Origin of the sequence: Collinsella sp. LCP21S3_A9, assembly GCF_052118785.1 — a bacterium.
Lineage (GTDB): Bacteria > Actinomycetota > Coriobacteriia > Coriobacteriales > Coriobacteriaceae > Collinsella.
Genome location: NZ_JBQKGN010000020.1, coordinates 1 through 13,901, shown reverse-complemented (window position 1 = coordinate 13,901; position 13,901 = coordinate 1). Strand labels below are relative to the sequence as shown.

General features: G+C 56.2%; 16 protein-coding genes. All 16 read left to right on the top strand.

All coding sequences use genetic code 11. From position 1 onward, the window contains the following. Positions 1-13: 13 nt before the first annotated feature. The 16 genes from ACTQ05_RS07840 to ACTQ05_RS07765 all read left to right on the top strand — a co-directional run bounded on the left by ACTQ05_RS07840 (position 14) and on the right by ACTQ05_RS07765 (position 13,824). A complete protein-coding gene (locus ACTQ05_RS07840; RefSeq protein ID WP_441538702.1) occupies positions 14-604 on the top strand; it encodes a major tail protein in 591 nt (196 codons plus the stop codon). Position 605: 1 nt separating this feature from the next. Then, positions 606-1,028 (top strand): hypothetical protein, encoded by a 423-nt coding sequence (locus ACTQ05_RS07835; protein WP_441538700.1) that lies wholly within the window; start codon positions 606-608, stop codon positions 1,026-1,028. Further along, a complete protein-coding gene (locus ACTQ05_RS07830) occupies positions 997-1,209 on the top strand; it encodes a hypothetical protein (protein WP_441538698.1) in 213 nt (70 codons plus the stop codon). The genes ACTQ05_RS07835 and ACTQ05_RS07830 overlap by 32 nt, the downstream gene beginning before the upstream one ends. A gap of 78 nt (positions 1,210-1,287) precedes the next feature. After that, on the top strand, positions 1,288-3,792 hold the full coding sequence (locus tag ACTQ05_RS07825; RefSeq protein WP_441538696.1) for a hypothetical protein: 2,505 nt from the start codon (positions 1,288-1,290) through the stop codon (positions 3,790-3,792). Next, a complete protein-coding gene (locus ACTQ05_RS07820; protein ID WP_441538694.1) occupies positions 3,782-4,516 on the top strand; it encodes a distal tail protein Dit in 735 nt (244 codons plus the stop codon). The genes ACTQ05_RS07825 and ACTQ05_RS07820 overlap by 11 nt, the downstream gene beginning before the upstream one ends. Beyond that, complete coding sequence (locus tag ACTQ05_RS07815) at positions 4,507-7,266, top strand: phage tail spike protein (protein WP_441538692.1); 2,760 nt, start codon at positions 4,507-4,509, stop codon at positions 7,264-7,266. Before ACTQ05_RS07820 ends, ACTQ05_RS07815 begins: the two co-directional genes overlap by 10 nt. Before the next feature lie 10 nt (positions 7,267-7,276). After that, positions 7,277-7,465: a hypothetical protein gene (locus tag ACTQ05_RS07810; RefSeq protein ID WP_441538691.1), complete on the top strand. Its 189-nt coding sequence runs from the start codon at positions 7,277-7,279 to the stop codon at positions 7,463-7,465. Continuing rightward, positions 7,458-7,928 carry a hypothetical protein gene (locus ACTQ05_RS07805; RefSeq protein WP_441538689.1) on the top strand — a complete coding sequence of 157 codons (471 nt, stop codon included), beginning with the start codon at positions 7,458-7,460 and terminating at the stop codon, positions 7,926-7,928. Before ACTQ05_RS07810 ends, ACTQ05_RS07805 begins: the two co-directional genes overlap by 8 nt. Then, on the top strand, positions 7,928-8,731 hold the full coding sequence (locus tag ACTQ05_RS07800) for a BppU family phage baseplate upper protein (protein ID WP_441538687.1): 804 nt from the start codon (positions 7,928-7,930) through the stop codon (positions 8,729-8,731). The genes ACTQ05_RS07805 and ACTQ05_RS07800 overlap by 1 nt, the downstream gene beginning before the upstream one ends. A gap of 11 nt (positions 8,732-8,742) precedes the next feature. Beyond that, the gene (locus ACTQ05_RS07795; RefSeq protein ID WP_441538685.1) at positions 8,743-10,302 is read left to right on the top strand and encodes a hypothetical protein; all 1,560 of its coding nucleotides are present in this window, start codon (positions 8,743-8,745) and stop codon (positions 10,300-10,302) included. Between the two features lie 348 nt (positions 10,303-10,650). Beyond that, positions 10,651-11,658 carry an RNA-directed DNA polymerase gene (locus tag ACTQ05_RS07790; protein ID WP_441538684.1) on the top strand — a complete coding sequence of 336 codons (1,008 nt, stop codon included), beginning with the start codon at positions 10,651-10,653 and terminating at the stop codon, positions 11,656-11,658. A gap of 45 nt (positions 11,659-11,703) precedes the next feature. Next, entirely contained in the window at positions 11,704-12,075 is a 372-nt protein-coding gene (locus ACTQ05_RS07785; protein WP_441538682.1) for a hypothetical protein, read from the top strand. After that, complete coding sequence (locus ACTQ05_RS07780; RefSeq protein WP_441538680.1) at positions 12,075-12,203, top strand: CD1375 family protein; 129 nt, start codon at positions 12,075-12,077, stop codon at positions 12,201-12,203. Before ACTQ05_RS07785 ends, ACTQ05_RS07780 begins: the two co-directional genes overlap by 1 nt. A gap of 4 nt (positions 12,204-12,207) precedes the next feature. Next, complete coding sequence (locus ACTQ05_RS07775) at positions 12,208-12,630, top strand: phage holin family protein (protein ID WP_441538679.1); 423 nt, start codon at positions 12,208-12,210, stop codon at positions 12,628-12,630. Further along, positions 12,608-13,312 (top strand): C39 family peptidase, encoded by a 705-nt coding sequence (locus tag ACTQ05_RS07770; protein ID WP_441538677.1) that lies wholly within the window; start codon positions 12,608-12,610, stop codon positions 13,310-13,312. Before ACTQ05_RS07775 ends, ACTQ05_RS07770 begins: the two co-directional genes overlap by 23 nt. Further along, complete coding sequence (locus ACTQ05_RS07765; RefSeq protein WP_441538675.1) at positions 13,309-13,824, top strand: GH25 family lysozyme; 516 nt, start codon at positions 13,309-13,311, stop codon at positions 13,822-13,824. The genes ACTQ05_RS07770 and ACTQ05_RS07765 overlap by 4 nt, the downstream gene beginning before the upstream one ends. The last annotated feature ends 77 nt before the right edge of the window (positions 13,825-13,901 follow it).

Genomic DNA, 13,901 nt, shown 5'->3' with positions numbered 1-13,901 from the left:
AAAGGGGCATCTTATGCCACGAAACGGATATTTCGGCGTAAAGAACGCGCATATCGCCGTGCTCGAGAGCGAGGATAACTTTACCTACGCGAATCCGGTGCGAGTCCCCGGTACCGTTGAGATCAAGATGGAACCTTCCGTCGAGACTGCGACGAGTTATGCCGATAACGAGCCCTGGATTGACAAAACTCAGGACAACGGCGGCTCGGGCACCATTTCCTTCTACGACACGGAGGGAACTGTTGAGATGCGCAAGCTGTTCGCCAGTCTCGTCGGCTTCGACATCGACGCAAAAGGTCGAGTTCTTGGCACCTCCGGCAAGGCTCCGAAGAAGTTCGCCTTCATGTGCGAGCAGCCGGGGCATGCCGTAGGCAAGCGCCGGTGCTTCCTCTGCTGCCAGATCAAGGCACCGAGCATGGACGCCAAGACCCTTGAGGACAAGCCGGACATCACTCAGCTCGATTATGACATCACATGGCGTCCAGTCACGCTTCCCAGCGGCTGGCGCGGCAGCTCGTATGACAGCTTCAGCGACCTTGACGGTTACGATGATTTCTTCGATGAAGTCGACACTCAGCTCACGCCAGCACAGAGTGGGGCATAGCATGGTAAGCGAGATCTCAATCGGTGACATTTCCGTTCCCGTCGCATGCAACGCGTTCACGCCAATAGTCTTCTCTCGGGAGTTCTCGGTCGAACGCGCCGACGGCTCAAAGCGACCGAAGGACATCAACGAAGACGTATCCATGATCCTTGAGGTCACGGCAGGATCGATGGTCACACCAATCGTGCCGTTGCTCGAGGTCTTCTATGCATGCGCGAAGACCGCCGACCCAAAAATCAAGCCCTTCAATGAGTGGATTGGCGATTTCCCGCCAGACGCCTACGACCTGGAGCGCTCTGGCGGTTGGTCTGCCGACGTGATGGATATCGTGAAGGAAAACTTTTTTCCGCACGCAAAGAAAGACGTGGCAGCCGAGACCGCCGAAGCGACCGATGCCTCCGCTGCCGACGGAGCTGCAAAGTAGCTGCGACGCGCTCTACATCTACGAGTGCCAGCAGGCCGGTCTGTCTATAGGCGATCTGGAAAAGCTCAGCTATAGACAGGTGCAGATGCTTCTCGACATCTATTCGTTCGTGCACGACGCGATTGCGTATGCCGATGATGACGAGGAGGCAAGGAAAGGCGAGCAAGAGTTCTGGTCGTGAGTACAAAGCGACAGCGCACCGCAGGCGGCGCGCTGTTCTGTGCACTCATGGCTTCTTGACAGTTGAATAGAGGTGACCATGGCAGTTACTTACAAGGGGCTGACGATCAAGTTCGGCGGCGACACGACAGAGCTGCAGGGCGCGCTCAAGAAGGTGCAGGGAACCGCCAAGGATACGCAGGGCGCGCTGAAGGACATCAACCGCGCTCTGAAGCTCGACCCCGGCAACACGGAGCTCCTGACCGAGAAGGCCAAGCTGCTGAACCGCGCGTACGACGAGACCAAGACAAAGCTCGACGCATATAAATCAGCGCTCGCTACCCTTGAGGAAAAGCAGCGCAGCGGCGTCGCGCTCACGGAGCGCGAGCAGGCGCAGTATTCTAGCCTGAAGGCGCAGGTAGCCATCTGTGAGAGCCAGCTAGAGAGCTACGCCGATGACCTGAAGAGCGTTAGACGGGAAGCGGAAGCATCCAAGACCGGTCTGTACCAATTCGGACAGACGGTGCAGGACAACAGCGACAAGCTTGCGAAGGCCGGCAAGGGGCTTGAGACAGCCGGCAAGACGATTACCGGTGCCGTAGGCGGAGCCGCGACGGCGCTCGTCGGCCTTGCATCAAGCCAGGAAGAAAACATCGAGCAGACGCATCAGCTCGATGCTGCATGGAAGGACGCCGGCGGTACGAGCGAGCAGGCAAGGAACTCGTACACACTCTTCTACAAGCTGCTCGGTGAAGAGGACACGGCAACGGAGGCCGCTCAGAACCTCTCCCGACTGACGACGAACCAGCAGGAGCTGGACAAGTGGAACAACATCGCGGCAGGATCCTTCTCGAAGTTCGGCGATGCCCTGCCGCTCGAGAACCTCGTCGAAGCGTCACAGGAGACGGCGCACACGGGAACCGTCACAGGCGGCTTGGCAGACGCGCTCAACTGGGCTACAGCGAGCAATGAGCAGTGGAGCGCAGCGCTTTCCGGAAACCAAGCCGCTCAGCAGGCGTTCAACGACGCGATTGGGCAGGGCGCTACCAAGGAGGACGCTTTCAACGCAGCCCTGGCGGCCTGCGGCAGCGAGCAGGAGCGATCTTCGCTTATCACGCAGACGCTCGACGGACTCTATGGCGATATCGGACAGACGTACCAGGACAACAACAAGACCATGCTCGACTCGCGCGAGCAGCAGGCTCAATTCAACCAGAAGCTGACAGAAGCCGGTGAAGCCGCGCTTCCGGTCAAGGAGAAGGTCTTGGAGCTTGGCACCACGCTTCTCGAGAAGGTCACCCCGGCGCTTGAGAGCGTTTCCGACTGGTTCCAGCAGCTGTCTCCAGAGCAGCAAGACCTCGTGACCAACATCGCGCTCGGAACGCTTGCCTTTGGCGGCCTTGCGACCGGTGCCGGCAAGGTTTTGCAGGCTGGAAGCGAGATCGACGGCACCATCAAAACCGTTTCCGAGAAGTTTGGCGGTCTCAAGGGCGCTATCGGTGCCGTCGGCGACGGTTGGACTTCGTTCACCGGTCTTATAGCCGCAAACCCGATTCTTCTCGGTGTGGCGGCGGTTGCCGCCGCCGTAGCCGGTCTCACGTGGTTCTTCACGCAGACCGAGACCGGCAAGCAGATGTGGTCGGATTTCACCGGATGTATCTCCGAGAAGTGGCAGGGAGTTCAGGATTTCTTTGCAGGGGTGCCAGCCTTTTGGCAAGGCATCTGGGACGGGATAACCGGCAAGGCCGAGGAAGTCAAAAACGACCTCGGTGCGAAGTTCGACGGAATCAAGGAAGGCGCATCGAACGCCTGGGAGAATCTGAAGACAAATGCGTCTGATTCCTGGGGGAATCTCCAGTCAGCGGCTTCTGAGAAATTCGGGTCGATTAAGGATTCTATCCGGAATGATATGCAGACCGGCCTTGAATCCGGGTCTTCCAGCGCGAAGGCGCTTCAGGCCGCTATGAGTGGGGACTGGTCGACCGCCAAGACGGAAGCGACGAATGCCTTCAACCTCATCAAGGACAACATCACGAACAAGCTGGGAAACGCCAAGACGAACGCCATCAACATCGCCGATACGATTGGCGATAAGCTCGGCTTTCCCGGTCTCGGAACGAAGGTCGATGGCGTTTTCGAGGGTATCAAGAATGGCATAACCACCAAGCTTAACAGCGCTTGGAACACGATTAGCTGGATACCCAATCAGATTTCCTCGGCGTTCTCCGGTATCCGTATCAGTCTTCCGCATATCAACCTTCCCCATTTTTCCGTCTCGTGGAGGGATATCGGCGGCATCATCGACCTGCCGAGCATCAGCGTGAGCTGGTATGCAAAGGGAGGCTACTTCGACCGACCGAGCATCATCGGCGTCGGTGAGGCCGGCGGCGAGCACGTCACTCCTGACAGGAAGCTGCGCGAGAGCGTTGAGGACGCCGTTTCGAGGGCTTTCGACCGCTGGGGCGGCGGGGCAAATCAGGTCAGCGTCTCAGTCACCGTGAACGCCACGGTCAACGACAAGGTTGACGCCTACACGACGGGGCAGCAGATCGGCGCTGGCATCGCCAGCCGCCTGAAGCAGAGGGGAGTTACCGTTGGAGCGTAAACGCAAGCACAACCAGAGCGATAGCATCGTCTTCAACGGCCATGACCTGTCTAGCCTCGTATTCTGCAAGATTCATCGTCCGATAATGGCAAGCGTGAAGCCGACGTTCGAAGATGCGTCCGGAAGTCATGGCGAGCTGTTCAAGTCGGTGAAGCGAGAGGGATACGACCTGACCGTCGACATGTGGCTGCGCACGGAGCATCGCCGCGATGTCGCCGAAGCTCGTCACAAATTGGCGGCGATGCTCTGGACAGATGAGCCGGCACCGCTGTACCTGCCGGATGACCCAACACGCTATCTCATGGCCATTGTCAGCGGCATCACGGATTTGGGTGAGATTACCGATGATTGCCCTGGCTCGTCGGTGACATTCCATATAGGTGATCCGGACTATCACGGGCAGAGCCGACGTATCGACATGTCCGGATCCGCTGCCGTTTCCGTCGGCGGCACTCTTCCCGCGTATATCAGGGTGACGGCGAAGCCGTCTGCCGGAGGTTCCTGGAGGATAACCAACACCGATACCGGTGAGTTCGTCGAGGTTATCCAGCCGCTCACGGCTGACAGCACCATCAGGCTCGATTTCTCGACCGAACACGCGACGGTCAACGGATCGGTTGCCTCGCTCAACATCATGAGCGATTTCTTCGTGATTAGAGACCGTGCGCACATCAAGATCTCTAGCGGCTCCGCGACGCTGGAATGGGAGGAAAGATGGCTTTAACCAAAAAGGTCAACTTCACTCGTTTCAGCCGTTTTGGCGTTAATCTCGGACGGCTTACCTACACCGCAGCGACCCATGATGACGCGACGGACGGCACCGATGAGCTTAAGATCATGTGCGACGAGGATTTGAGCAAGGGTGATCGTCTTGTTTGGGTTGACCGACAAGGCGTTGTGCATGAGCACATAGTCGACGAAATCGAGCGGCTGCACGATGACAGCGGCAAGCCATATACCAGCGTCACGTGCATCAACTCAATCAACGAGACGTGGGATGACTATATCGAAGACAAGCGACCATCAGGCAGCGTATCTGTGGCGCTCGCATCGATACTCGCTGGCACACGCTGGGAAGTCGGCAACTGCGACCAACCAGGCAGCGCTTCGCATACCTTCTATCACGTAAAAGTCCGTGAGGGATTGAGCGACCTGCTCAAAACATGGGGCGGCGAGCTTGAAACCGTCATCGAGACTGACGGGGTGCAGGTCACACACCGATACGTTCGTGTGGTCGCGAAACGCGGAAACCAGCAAAGTCCCAAGCGCTTTACGTGGACTAAAGACCTCATAAGCATCAAGCGCAAGACCGGCAGCGCGAATCCAAAGACGCGCGTTTACGGTTACGGCAAGGGCGTTGAGACCGATAGCGGCGGTTTTGGCCGGCGCTTGACTTTCGGCGATATAAACGGCGGCAAGAATTACGTCGAGGATACCTCCGCTACCGAGGTTTGGGGACATCCCGACGGCAACGGCGGCATTGCGCCAGCCGTTGACGTTTACGTTAACGAGCAATGCGAGGACGCGGTACAACTCCTAGCCGAGACGAACGACTACCTCGAGCAAGCAAAAACACCGACCGTCTCATACGAAGCAAGCGTGATTGACCTGTTCGCTTTCGGGCGAGATTGGGAGAGAGTTGCCGTAGGCGATTGCGTGGCGATTATCGACAAGGGCTTTTCCGATGAAGGAATCAGGCTCAAGGGGCGCGTCTCGAAGCTGACCCGCGACTTGGTGACCGGCGATGCCACGGTGGTGTTCGGCAACTTAACCGATGATCTGGCCGACATATTTCAGTCAATGGCGCAGCAGCTCAAGAGCGGCAGCAACCAGCGGGCTAACTACGATGCGGCGGCAAGCACGTCCGTCTCGTGGCTCAACCAGCTCATGGCGGCGCTCAACAAGGCATTCAATGCCGTCGGCACCTACAAGGTCGAGACGTTCGAGCTTGGCGCGATCTACTCAAACGTGCCGCTGGATGCCGTAACGGGTGTCCCACTCAAGGCAACGTCCGGAATGTGGGCTGTCAATATCAACGGCATGGGCATTCGCCTTGCCGCAAATCTTACAAGCGACGGCCAATGGAATTGGAGAACGTTTATAACCGGCGCACAGGTGAGCGCCGATTGCATCAACGCTGGAACGATGCGTGCAGACCGAATCCGCGCCGGCCTGCTCACCGACGAGGTGGGCGCGAACTATTGGGACTTGGAAACGGGCGAATTCCAGCTTTCGCCAAATGCCAAATACGGCGACGGCGGCTATACCGTCAATGGCGTTATCAACGACCTGCACGGCGAAATGAAGCAGAACAGAACCCACATCGTGGGCCTTGAGAACGACTTCCAGAAAAGGAATAAGGAACTCGACGAGACGATAAGCAGCCTCGACAAGACGGTTGACGACATCGCCAAAGACGGCATCGTCACCGAGGCTGAGAAAGCTGCCGTAAATAAGATTCTCCAGACCGTGCAGAAAGATAAAGAAGATCTATCTGCACAATACAAATCGCTGTCGTCAAACAAAAACTTGCAGGTTCAGTTCAAGGAGCAAGCCTTAGAGCCGATCTACAACAACGCGTTCGGCGATGGCGGAGCGTTCGATGTCCTGATGTCAGCCATCTCTGATGTCACAAACTGCTCAACAGCCGAGGCGCTAAATGCCGCCATGTCGGATTATAAGAGCGCCTATGAAAACTACTCATCCGCAGTAACGGTCTATTCGGAGGTAGCGCGGCGTGCGACGAGCATGATTGCGCAAGAGGTTGCTAAGACCGATGCGGAGAAACTTGTCGACAATCTCGACGAGAGCCTCAAACAGCAAGAGATTTTCAATCGGCTCACCAACGACGGGGCAAACAAAGGCATCTACATGTCCAATGGAGAGCTGTACGTAAATGCGACATACCTCAAGAGCGGAACAATCGGTGACGGTCAGGGGAAGAACTACTGGAATCTGACGAGTGGCTTTTTACAGACGACATATGGCGTCATCGGCGGACTATCAATCGATAACAACAAATTGTATAGATATAAGCTCACGCTCGATTCGAACACCTCTGGTCTCTACATAGGTACAGACGGTTTCAGCGTCGGAGGCGGCACCTGCTACACGGCAATGGCTGACGGATACCTATACGGCGGCACAGCTGAGGATATTACGGGCTACGTCGGATTCAACAACTACAACACAAGTAGTCGTGTATATGGTGCTCGATTGGCAGGCAAGGGATGCATTTGCCTTCTGACTGACGACTGGATCGGAGTCGGTCCATACAAGGATCGCGGCGAGTACGTCGAGTGCAAGACTGGCAGAACCGGCAGCGTCACTCTCGTTGGAAATCTACAAAGCTCGTGGACGAATATGTCGTTGACGGGAGTCTACAACGTAAGCAATCTCTGCCAAAACCTCTCGATGCACTGGACGAACTGGACTTTGAATTTCGATCACGGTCTCATGGTCACGGCACTTTAGGAGAGAAACAATGGCCAACTACAAAGTTGAGAAAGATGGTCTGTCTTTTTATGTGCAGCCGTGGATGCTCGATTATTACGCAGCCAATGGCTACACGATCTACAAAACAGTTGAAGAAGAAGTTACGAATGTAGCTGCTGAAATCGCCAGCATAGATGTTCAGCAGCCTGTGGTCGAGGAGGCTACCGTCAATGGATAAAGGCATAGAATCACTAGCCAGCGCGCTCGGCGCGACCGTAACAGAGCAAGAGCAGAGCATCAATGTCAAGTATGTTGCTCCAGACGAGTACACAAATAGCCAGATGGAGCAGATGCTTGTTTCTCTTCAGCCGCTGCTCGACCGCCGCGACATCGTGGGCTACGCGGCCGCTCGGAATACGCGCGTTCTGCGCTCGGAGTGCATGGAGTATCTCAAGCGCCGCGATGAGCTGATCTCGAAATACGGTGAACCAGAGATCGGCGAGGACGGCTCTCCGACCGGTAACTCTCGGATCAAAATCGGGTCAGATGGATATAAATCGTTCTGCTCAGAGATCGAGCTTTACGCGAATATCAAGCACCGTCCAAACCTTTTCAAGATTTCCTACGGCGAGGTAATCGGCAAGATGTCCGGCAACGAGATCCTTGATTGCGAATGGATGCTAATCGACGGTGATGCGTAATGAACAATCAGATTATTGAGCTTGATATCGACAAGCGCGGATGCGGAAACAACTGCATCCGCATCGCCCAGGGCGAAAACGGCGGCACCACCATCAAGGCGCTCGTCTTCGACAACGGCGGGGAATTCTCGCTTGCTGGCTATACGGCTTACCTGGTTGCACGTCTGCCCGATCGTATCCACTACTACAAGGGAACAGCAACGGTTTCCGGTAACGCAGTAACGCACGTCTGCGAGGAATCGAAGCTCGCGTGCGTGCCTGGATATACCGACGAAGCCTATTTCGAATTCACAAATGGCTCGCAGACGGTGCAGACCGAGCGCTTCGCGCTGGACATCATGCGCGACGCACGCGAGGGAAATACTCCGGCGAAGTCATGGGACAACGCAGTAGAAGCGCTTGAGAAGCGAGCAGAAACCGCCGTAACCAAAGGCGAGCAGGCCGTCACCGACGCGGGGAAGGCGCTGAATAACGCCAACGCTGCGGTGAACATCTGCAAGAGCGCCACGGACGCGGCCAATATCGCGACGTCCAAGGCGAACGCCGCGACAAAGAGCGCCGCAGATGCCGCTTCTTCCGCAAATACAGCCAAGGCGAACGCCGACACCGCGACCGATGCGGCTATTGCCGCGACAAACGCGGCGAACGCATCCAAGGACAGCGCAGACCTGGCGGCAGCGGACGCGCGCAAGGCGGCCGAGGAAGCTCGTGGCTCCGTCAGCAGTGACATGAAGATCTATTTCAAGCGCGTGACCGATGCTCAGGGCAACTCGTGGCCTGTGTTGGTTGACATGACTATTTAGGAGGTCAAAGGATGGATTTTACTTTTCCGCGAAACGAGACGCTTGAGCGCATAGCCGTCGCGCTTGAAGGCATGGGTGCATCGGCGGTGCCGAAGTTCAGCGAGGAAACTGGGCGCTACGACAATGCATCCATCGCAGCATGGCTCGCTCGTATGCGAGACGGGAAGAACTACGGCGTTAGCATCCCGAAAGGCAGCTCAACCGCCTGCACCAAGACAGGCGCGAACGCCGGCATCGCCAACCCCAAGCCCGGCGTCATCGGGCGCGCGGCGATCGACCCATACGTCAACCAAGGCGCGTTCTTCTTCGTGGAGGTCAACGGCGGCGTTGATGCCGACGGCATGCCATACGTCACGGCAATCGACGGCGATGGCCGCTTCTCGCGTCTCGACGATACATGGGTCTTGACGCCGGTGCTTTACACGCTCGAGACCGAGACCGATGATGCGGTTAACCTCACCGTCTCTGACACACGCCAGCCAGGCATGAAGCGGCAGCCCGCCGCACTGCTTCCGAACGGTGCGCAGCGTCCCTACATGCTCTACGCGAAGTATGCCCTGTCGGTCGATTCCGACGGCAAGCCGCGAAGCGTGAGCGGCGCTGCGGTCAAGACGCGCAGCGTGAGCCACGACGGCGGCATCAGCCTGATGAAGACATCGAGCACCGGCGATTCACTCAAGGTCGCAGCCGATGACTGGTACGTCAAGACGATGTTCATGCTCAAGTATGCGACGAAGAACAGCCAGAGTATCTTTTCCGGATGCACCGGATACGATATCACCGCCACTCCGACACTCGCTGAAAGCAACACCACGAGGGTCGTTATCGCCAAGGACAAGGCCGATCAGATTCTGATCGGCTCCGCGATGATGTTCGGCACACATACCGGCACAAACACCGATCGCGGCTACGATTACAACTGCGATATCTTTGATGGGGCGAGGGTCACCAAGAAGTTTGCCATCGACTCATCCAATGTTGCAGTCTATTTCGATGTCGCTAAGCCATTCTCGACCGCTACGACCTATCAGCTCGCAACCGCACCGTGGAATACCGGCTCTTGCGACATGGTTGAGGGCGACGGATCGCCGACGAGCTGCACGGACGGAAAGCAGCCATTTGTCGTCCAGGGTATCGAGCTCGGCCTTGGAATGCTTGAGGTTCTTGGAAACGTCCTAATCCAGTACACAGGTACTGGCGCGGTCGTTTACGTGAACCCGGACACTAAGAACGAGAAGGCCGGCAGCTCACCGGACAGCGCGCTGTCTGCCGGGGCTTTTCCCGGACAAGCAGCTGAGGGATGGAATTACGCTCTTTACTGCAAGACGGTCAACGGCCTGATGATTCAGCAGGGTACGGGTGCATCGACTTCTGTTGGCATCTGCGACGGCAACTACAAGGTCGATGACACTACAGTCGGCTGGAGAGAGTGGCTTTCTCTCGGCAACTTGTGGGACTGGGGCAATGCTGGCCTTTGGTTCGTCGGTGGCCGCAACGGTTCCGGCGATCCGGGGTGGTTCATCGGCTCGCGCCGCTCTGCCAATGGTCGCTCTAGGGGTGAAGCGGCGTAAGCCGCGAGGGGACTTGTCCCCTTATGAAAACAAGCAGGGATTCGCGGCGCGCGGGCTGTCATGTTCTGTTGGCTTTCTCTCGGCAACTTGAGGAACAGGGGCAATGCTGGCCTTTGGTACGTCAATGGCAACAACGGTTCCGGCAATACGAGGTGGAACATCGGCTCGCGCCTATCTGGATGAAGAATAATGAATAACCAGCTAAAGAAGACTTCCGCCGCGACTACCCGCCGAGCTGGATTCGAGCGGGCAAGCCTGAGTCAACTGACTGAAATGGCCTTAAGACCACCGGGACAGTAGCCGATTGGTGACACCTCGGACGGCATCCAGAGAGAACGTTCTAAACAATTGAAATCATATTGCAAGGGGCTTCGTGTCGACGAAGCCCTAATTTCTAGAGCCTACGAATCATGGCTCAAGGCACCTGCTGGCAAGAAGAATGAATGGCGCGTCGGCGATGAGCACGGAAGTTCCGAAGCCCTTATTTCCGAAATCGCATCCGAAGTGTCCTCAAGGTCGCTCACGCTCAGGCAGATCAAGCGCTACAGGCATCGTGAGCCGACGAACGGGAAGCTGCGCATTATCGGCGTCGAGAGCGTGAAACAGCAGGTATGCGATTACGTTGCCATTGAGGCTCTTAAAGGTCTTCTTCACGCCAAAGTCGGCTTCTGGCAGGTATCGAGCGTCAAGGGCAAAGGGCAGCTCATGGCGGCGAACGCTGTGAGCAGATGGTCGCAAGAGCGTGGCTACTTCGTCCACATCGACGTCAGGAAATGCTACCCGTCCATTAAGGCTGACGTGGTGATGCGCATCCTTCGGCGCTATGTTCGCAGCCCAGACGTGCTCTATGTGTGCGAGACGCTGCTTGCAACCTACGGTGAAGGTCTTGAGATAGGAAGCTATTTCAGCTTAAGGATGGCACAGCTCGTCCTCAGCTTCGGCTATCACGCCATCGAGGGAATGCACAAGACCAGGCGGGGGAGTAGTAGGAAGCTGGTATCGCATCAGATCTGGTATGCGGACGATATCTATCTATTCGGCCATGACAAGCGAGACCTTCGAAGTGCGGCGCGGCAGCTCCAAAAGCTCCTACTCAATGAGTTCGGTCTGCACGTCAAGCCTTGGAAGATATGCCAGATATCGGAACAGGAGCCGGTCGATGTCGTCGGCTTCACAGTTCGACCGAGCAGAGTAACGCTTCGCGCGACCCTCTTTCTGAGGGCAAGCCGAGCGTTCCGCAAATACAGGAGCGAGCCCACGCTTCGCCGCGCTAGGCGCGTCACGAGCTACGGCGGATGGTTCGAGCATACAGATTCGCTCGGGGTCGTGATGGACAACGGGTTCGACAAAGTATAGAGAAAAGCAAGGCGGCATGTGAGTGCCGCAGAAAGGCAGGCATAGATGATCAACGAAACGTGTTCCGCAACACCGCTTGATGCGGTGCTTATTGAGCCGCGTCCTAGCGGCATCCTGTCGGACGTCTGGCTGCGCAAGAACATCCAGAAGGACGTTGCAGACAATGGCATTGACTCTGGTAATGCCATCGAGTTCTACCGAGCCGATGAGATTCACTTCGTACAGGCAGGAGTCCCGACGATCGACGGCATCACCGCCGCATTCGACGAACTCTGGGCAGCGCACGAGGATGACGGTCTCAGCGACACCGAGCGCATCGAAAAAATCATCGAGTCGCTTACCGCAACGAAGGCAGCGCTCGAAGACACCAATGCCGCACTGCTGGAGATCGGCGACATCGTTGGAGGTGCAGAGTGATGGCGAAGATCTATTTCGAAGCGGTCAAGGAAGGGAAGCGGACGCTTGAGAGCGTCCCGAAGCGCTGGCGCGCTGCCGTCGCAGAAATGATCGAAGCATCTAAAAAAGACACTGACCAGGAGGAATAATCAAATGGATCTCGCACCTATTTACACGTTTACTGAGCAGCAGGTATGGGCCATCGCCGGCGCATTCCTGATGATGCTTATCGACATGGTTACAGGCATCGCCCAGGCAATTTACAACCGTAGCTTTAAGTCTTCGATGATGCGGCGCGGCTTGTGTCATAAGGCAACGCTTTCCCTTATCATCATGCTGGTTATATGTATCGAGATTCTAAGCTCGCATATCGTTGGACTGAATTTCGGTGGTATTACCGTCTATGTCGTTTGCATCGCCATCATCGGCATGGAGTTCGCTTCTATCCTCGAAAACATCAAGCATGCATATCCAGAGCTTGCCGATACGCCCATCATGAAGATTTTCGAGCACGCCAACGTTGACACCGATGATATTACGAAGGCGATTGCTGATGAAGTCGCGAAGCGCGGCTAGGATGCGGATTGCCGTCGCACTGCTGCTGGGCTTTGCGGTAGGCATGGGCTTATGGTTCGTTTTGACCCTCGACCACGTTGACAGAGATACGGAAGCATTTGGAAAAGCATATAACCAAGGCTATAGCGATGGTTATACAGCGGCTTTGCCTGTTTATGAAAATAAGACGAGTGCGAAGAGCGGCTATATGCCGCTCTTTTTGCAAAAAGACCCGCAATGGTCATCGGCCACCTATAGCGACGATACCATCGGCACCTACGGGTGCGGACTCACGTGTGCCGCCATGGCGCTGAGCTTCGAGCAGGGCGCAACAGTGACACCGGATGCCCTCGCAAACATCGTGGGCGATTCGTGCCTTACAGACCGAGTAAACGACATGGAGAAGTTCACACAGTTCATCCACGACAGATACGGATATGACCGAGTTGACACCTTCTGGGGCACGGACAATGCCCTCGATTATGTCGACGACGGATGGATCGTATTCGCCGGAGTTAGTGGTCAGCTGGGAGACCGTGAATACGGCAGCCACGTCGTGATGATCTGGTGTGCGAACGATGACGGGACGTATGCGCTACGTGACCCTGACGATGGAGCCAACTCAATCAAAACATGGACAAGGGAAGAGCTCGAAGCCGTCTGCTTCGGCTCATTTAACGCTATTAGAGGTGATGCGCGATGACGATGAAGGGCATCGACATTTCTGATTATCAGCGAGGTCTCGACCTCACTAAAATCGATTACGATTTCGTATTCTGCAAGGCGACCGAGGGCATCGATAAGGTTTTTTCGACTTGCGACCCGTTTATCCAGACGGCGATTAGCCAGAAGAAACTCTATGGCTTCTACCATTTCCTTGACCAAACTGACCCGGTAAAGCAGGCCGAGTTCTTCTACGCTAACTGCAAGAACTACTTCGGCAAAGGTATCCCGATGCTCGACTATGAAGCCTACGGTCGCATTGGAACCGATAAGGCGAAGCTGTTCCTGGATAAGATCTACGAGCTCACCGGTGTCCGATGCATCGTCTACATGAGCCGCAGCGTCACCATGGAGGAAGACTGGTCGCAAATTGCAAAGAACCACGCGCTCTGGGTCGCGCAGTACGCCGACAGCAACGACACTGGATACCAAGATTCCCCTTGGCTTCCTGATGGTGGGGTACCGTCAAGATTCTTTCGCAAATTGATTTAGTCGTCTCCCGCCCCGTCCTCTTCTAGCCCTCCGCCTTTCCCCTCAGCTCGTCCATCTCCTCCAGCTTCGACATGTCC

Coding starts and splice junctions, on each gene's coding strand:
- ACTQ05_RS07795 (WP_441538685.1), top strand. CDS start 8,743: ATGGATTTTACTTTTCCGCGAAACGAGACGCTTGAGCGCATAGCCGTC.
- ACTQ05_RS07770 (WP_441538677.1), top strand. CDS start 12,608: ATGAAGTCGCGAAGCGCGGCTAGGATGCGGATTGCCGTCGCACTGCTG.
- ACTQ05_RS07805 (WP_441538689.1), top strand. CDS start 7,458: ATGGATAAAGGCATAGAATCACTAGCCAGCGCGCTCGGCGCGACCGTA.
- ACTQ05_RS07780 (WP_441538680.1), top strand. CDS start 12,075: ATGGCGAAGATCTATTTCGAAGCGGTCAAGGAAGGGAAGCGGACGCTT.
- ACTQ05_RS07810 (WP_441538691.1), top strand. CDS start 7,277: ATGGCCAACTACAAAGTTGAGAAAGATGGTCTGTCTTTTTATGTGCAG.
- ACTQ05_RS07815 (WP_441538692.1), top strand. CDS start 4,507: ATGGCTTTAACCAAAAAGGTCAACTTCACTCGTTTCAGCCGTTTTGGC.
- ACTQ05_RS07765 (WP_441538675.1), top strand. CDS start 13,309: ATGACGATGAAGGGCATCGACATTTCTGATTATCAGCGAGGTCTCGAC.
- ACTQ05_RS07835 (WP_441538700.1), top strand. CDS start 606: ATGGTAAGCGAGATCTCAATCGGTGACATTTCCGTTCCCGTCGCATGC.
- ACTQ05_RS07785 (WP_441538682.1), top strand. CDS start 11,704: ATGATCAACGAAACGTGTTCCGCAACACCGCTTGATGCGGTGCTTATT.
- ACTQ05_RS07840 (WP_441538702.1), top strand. CDS start 14: ATGCCACGAAACGGATATTTCGGCGTAAAGAACGCGCATATCGCCGTG.
- ACTQ05_RS07775 (WP_441538679.1), top strand. CDS start 12,208: ATGGATCTCGCACCTATTTACACGTTTACTGAGCAGCAGGTATGGGCC.
- ACTQ05_RS07830 (WP_441538698.1), top strand. CDS start 997: ATGCCTCCGCTGCCGACGGAGCTGCAAAGTAGCTGCGACGCGCTCTAC.
- ACTQ05_RS07825 (WP_441538696.1), top strand. CDS start 1,288: ATGGCAGTTACTTACAAGGGGCTGACGATCAAGTTCGGCGGCGACACG.
- ACTQ05_RS07800 (WP_441538687.1), top strand. CDS start 7,928: ATGAACAATCAGATTATTGAGCTTGATATCGACAAGCGCGGATGCGGA.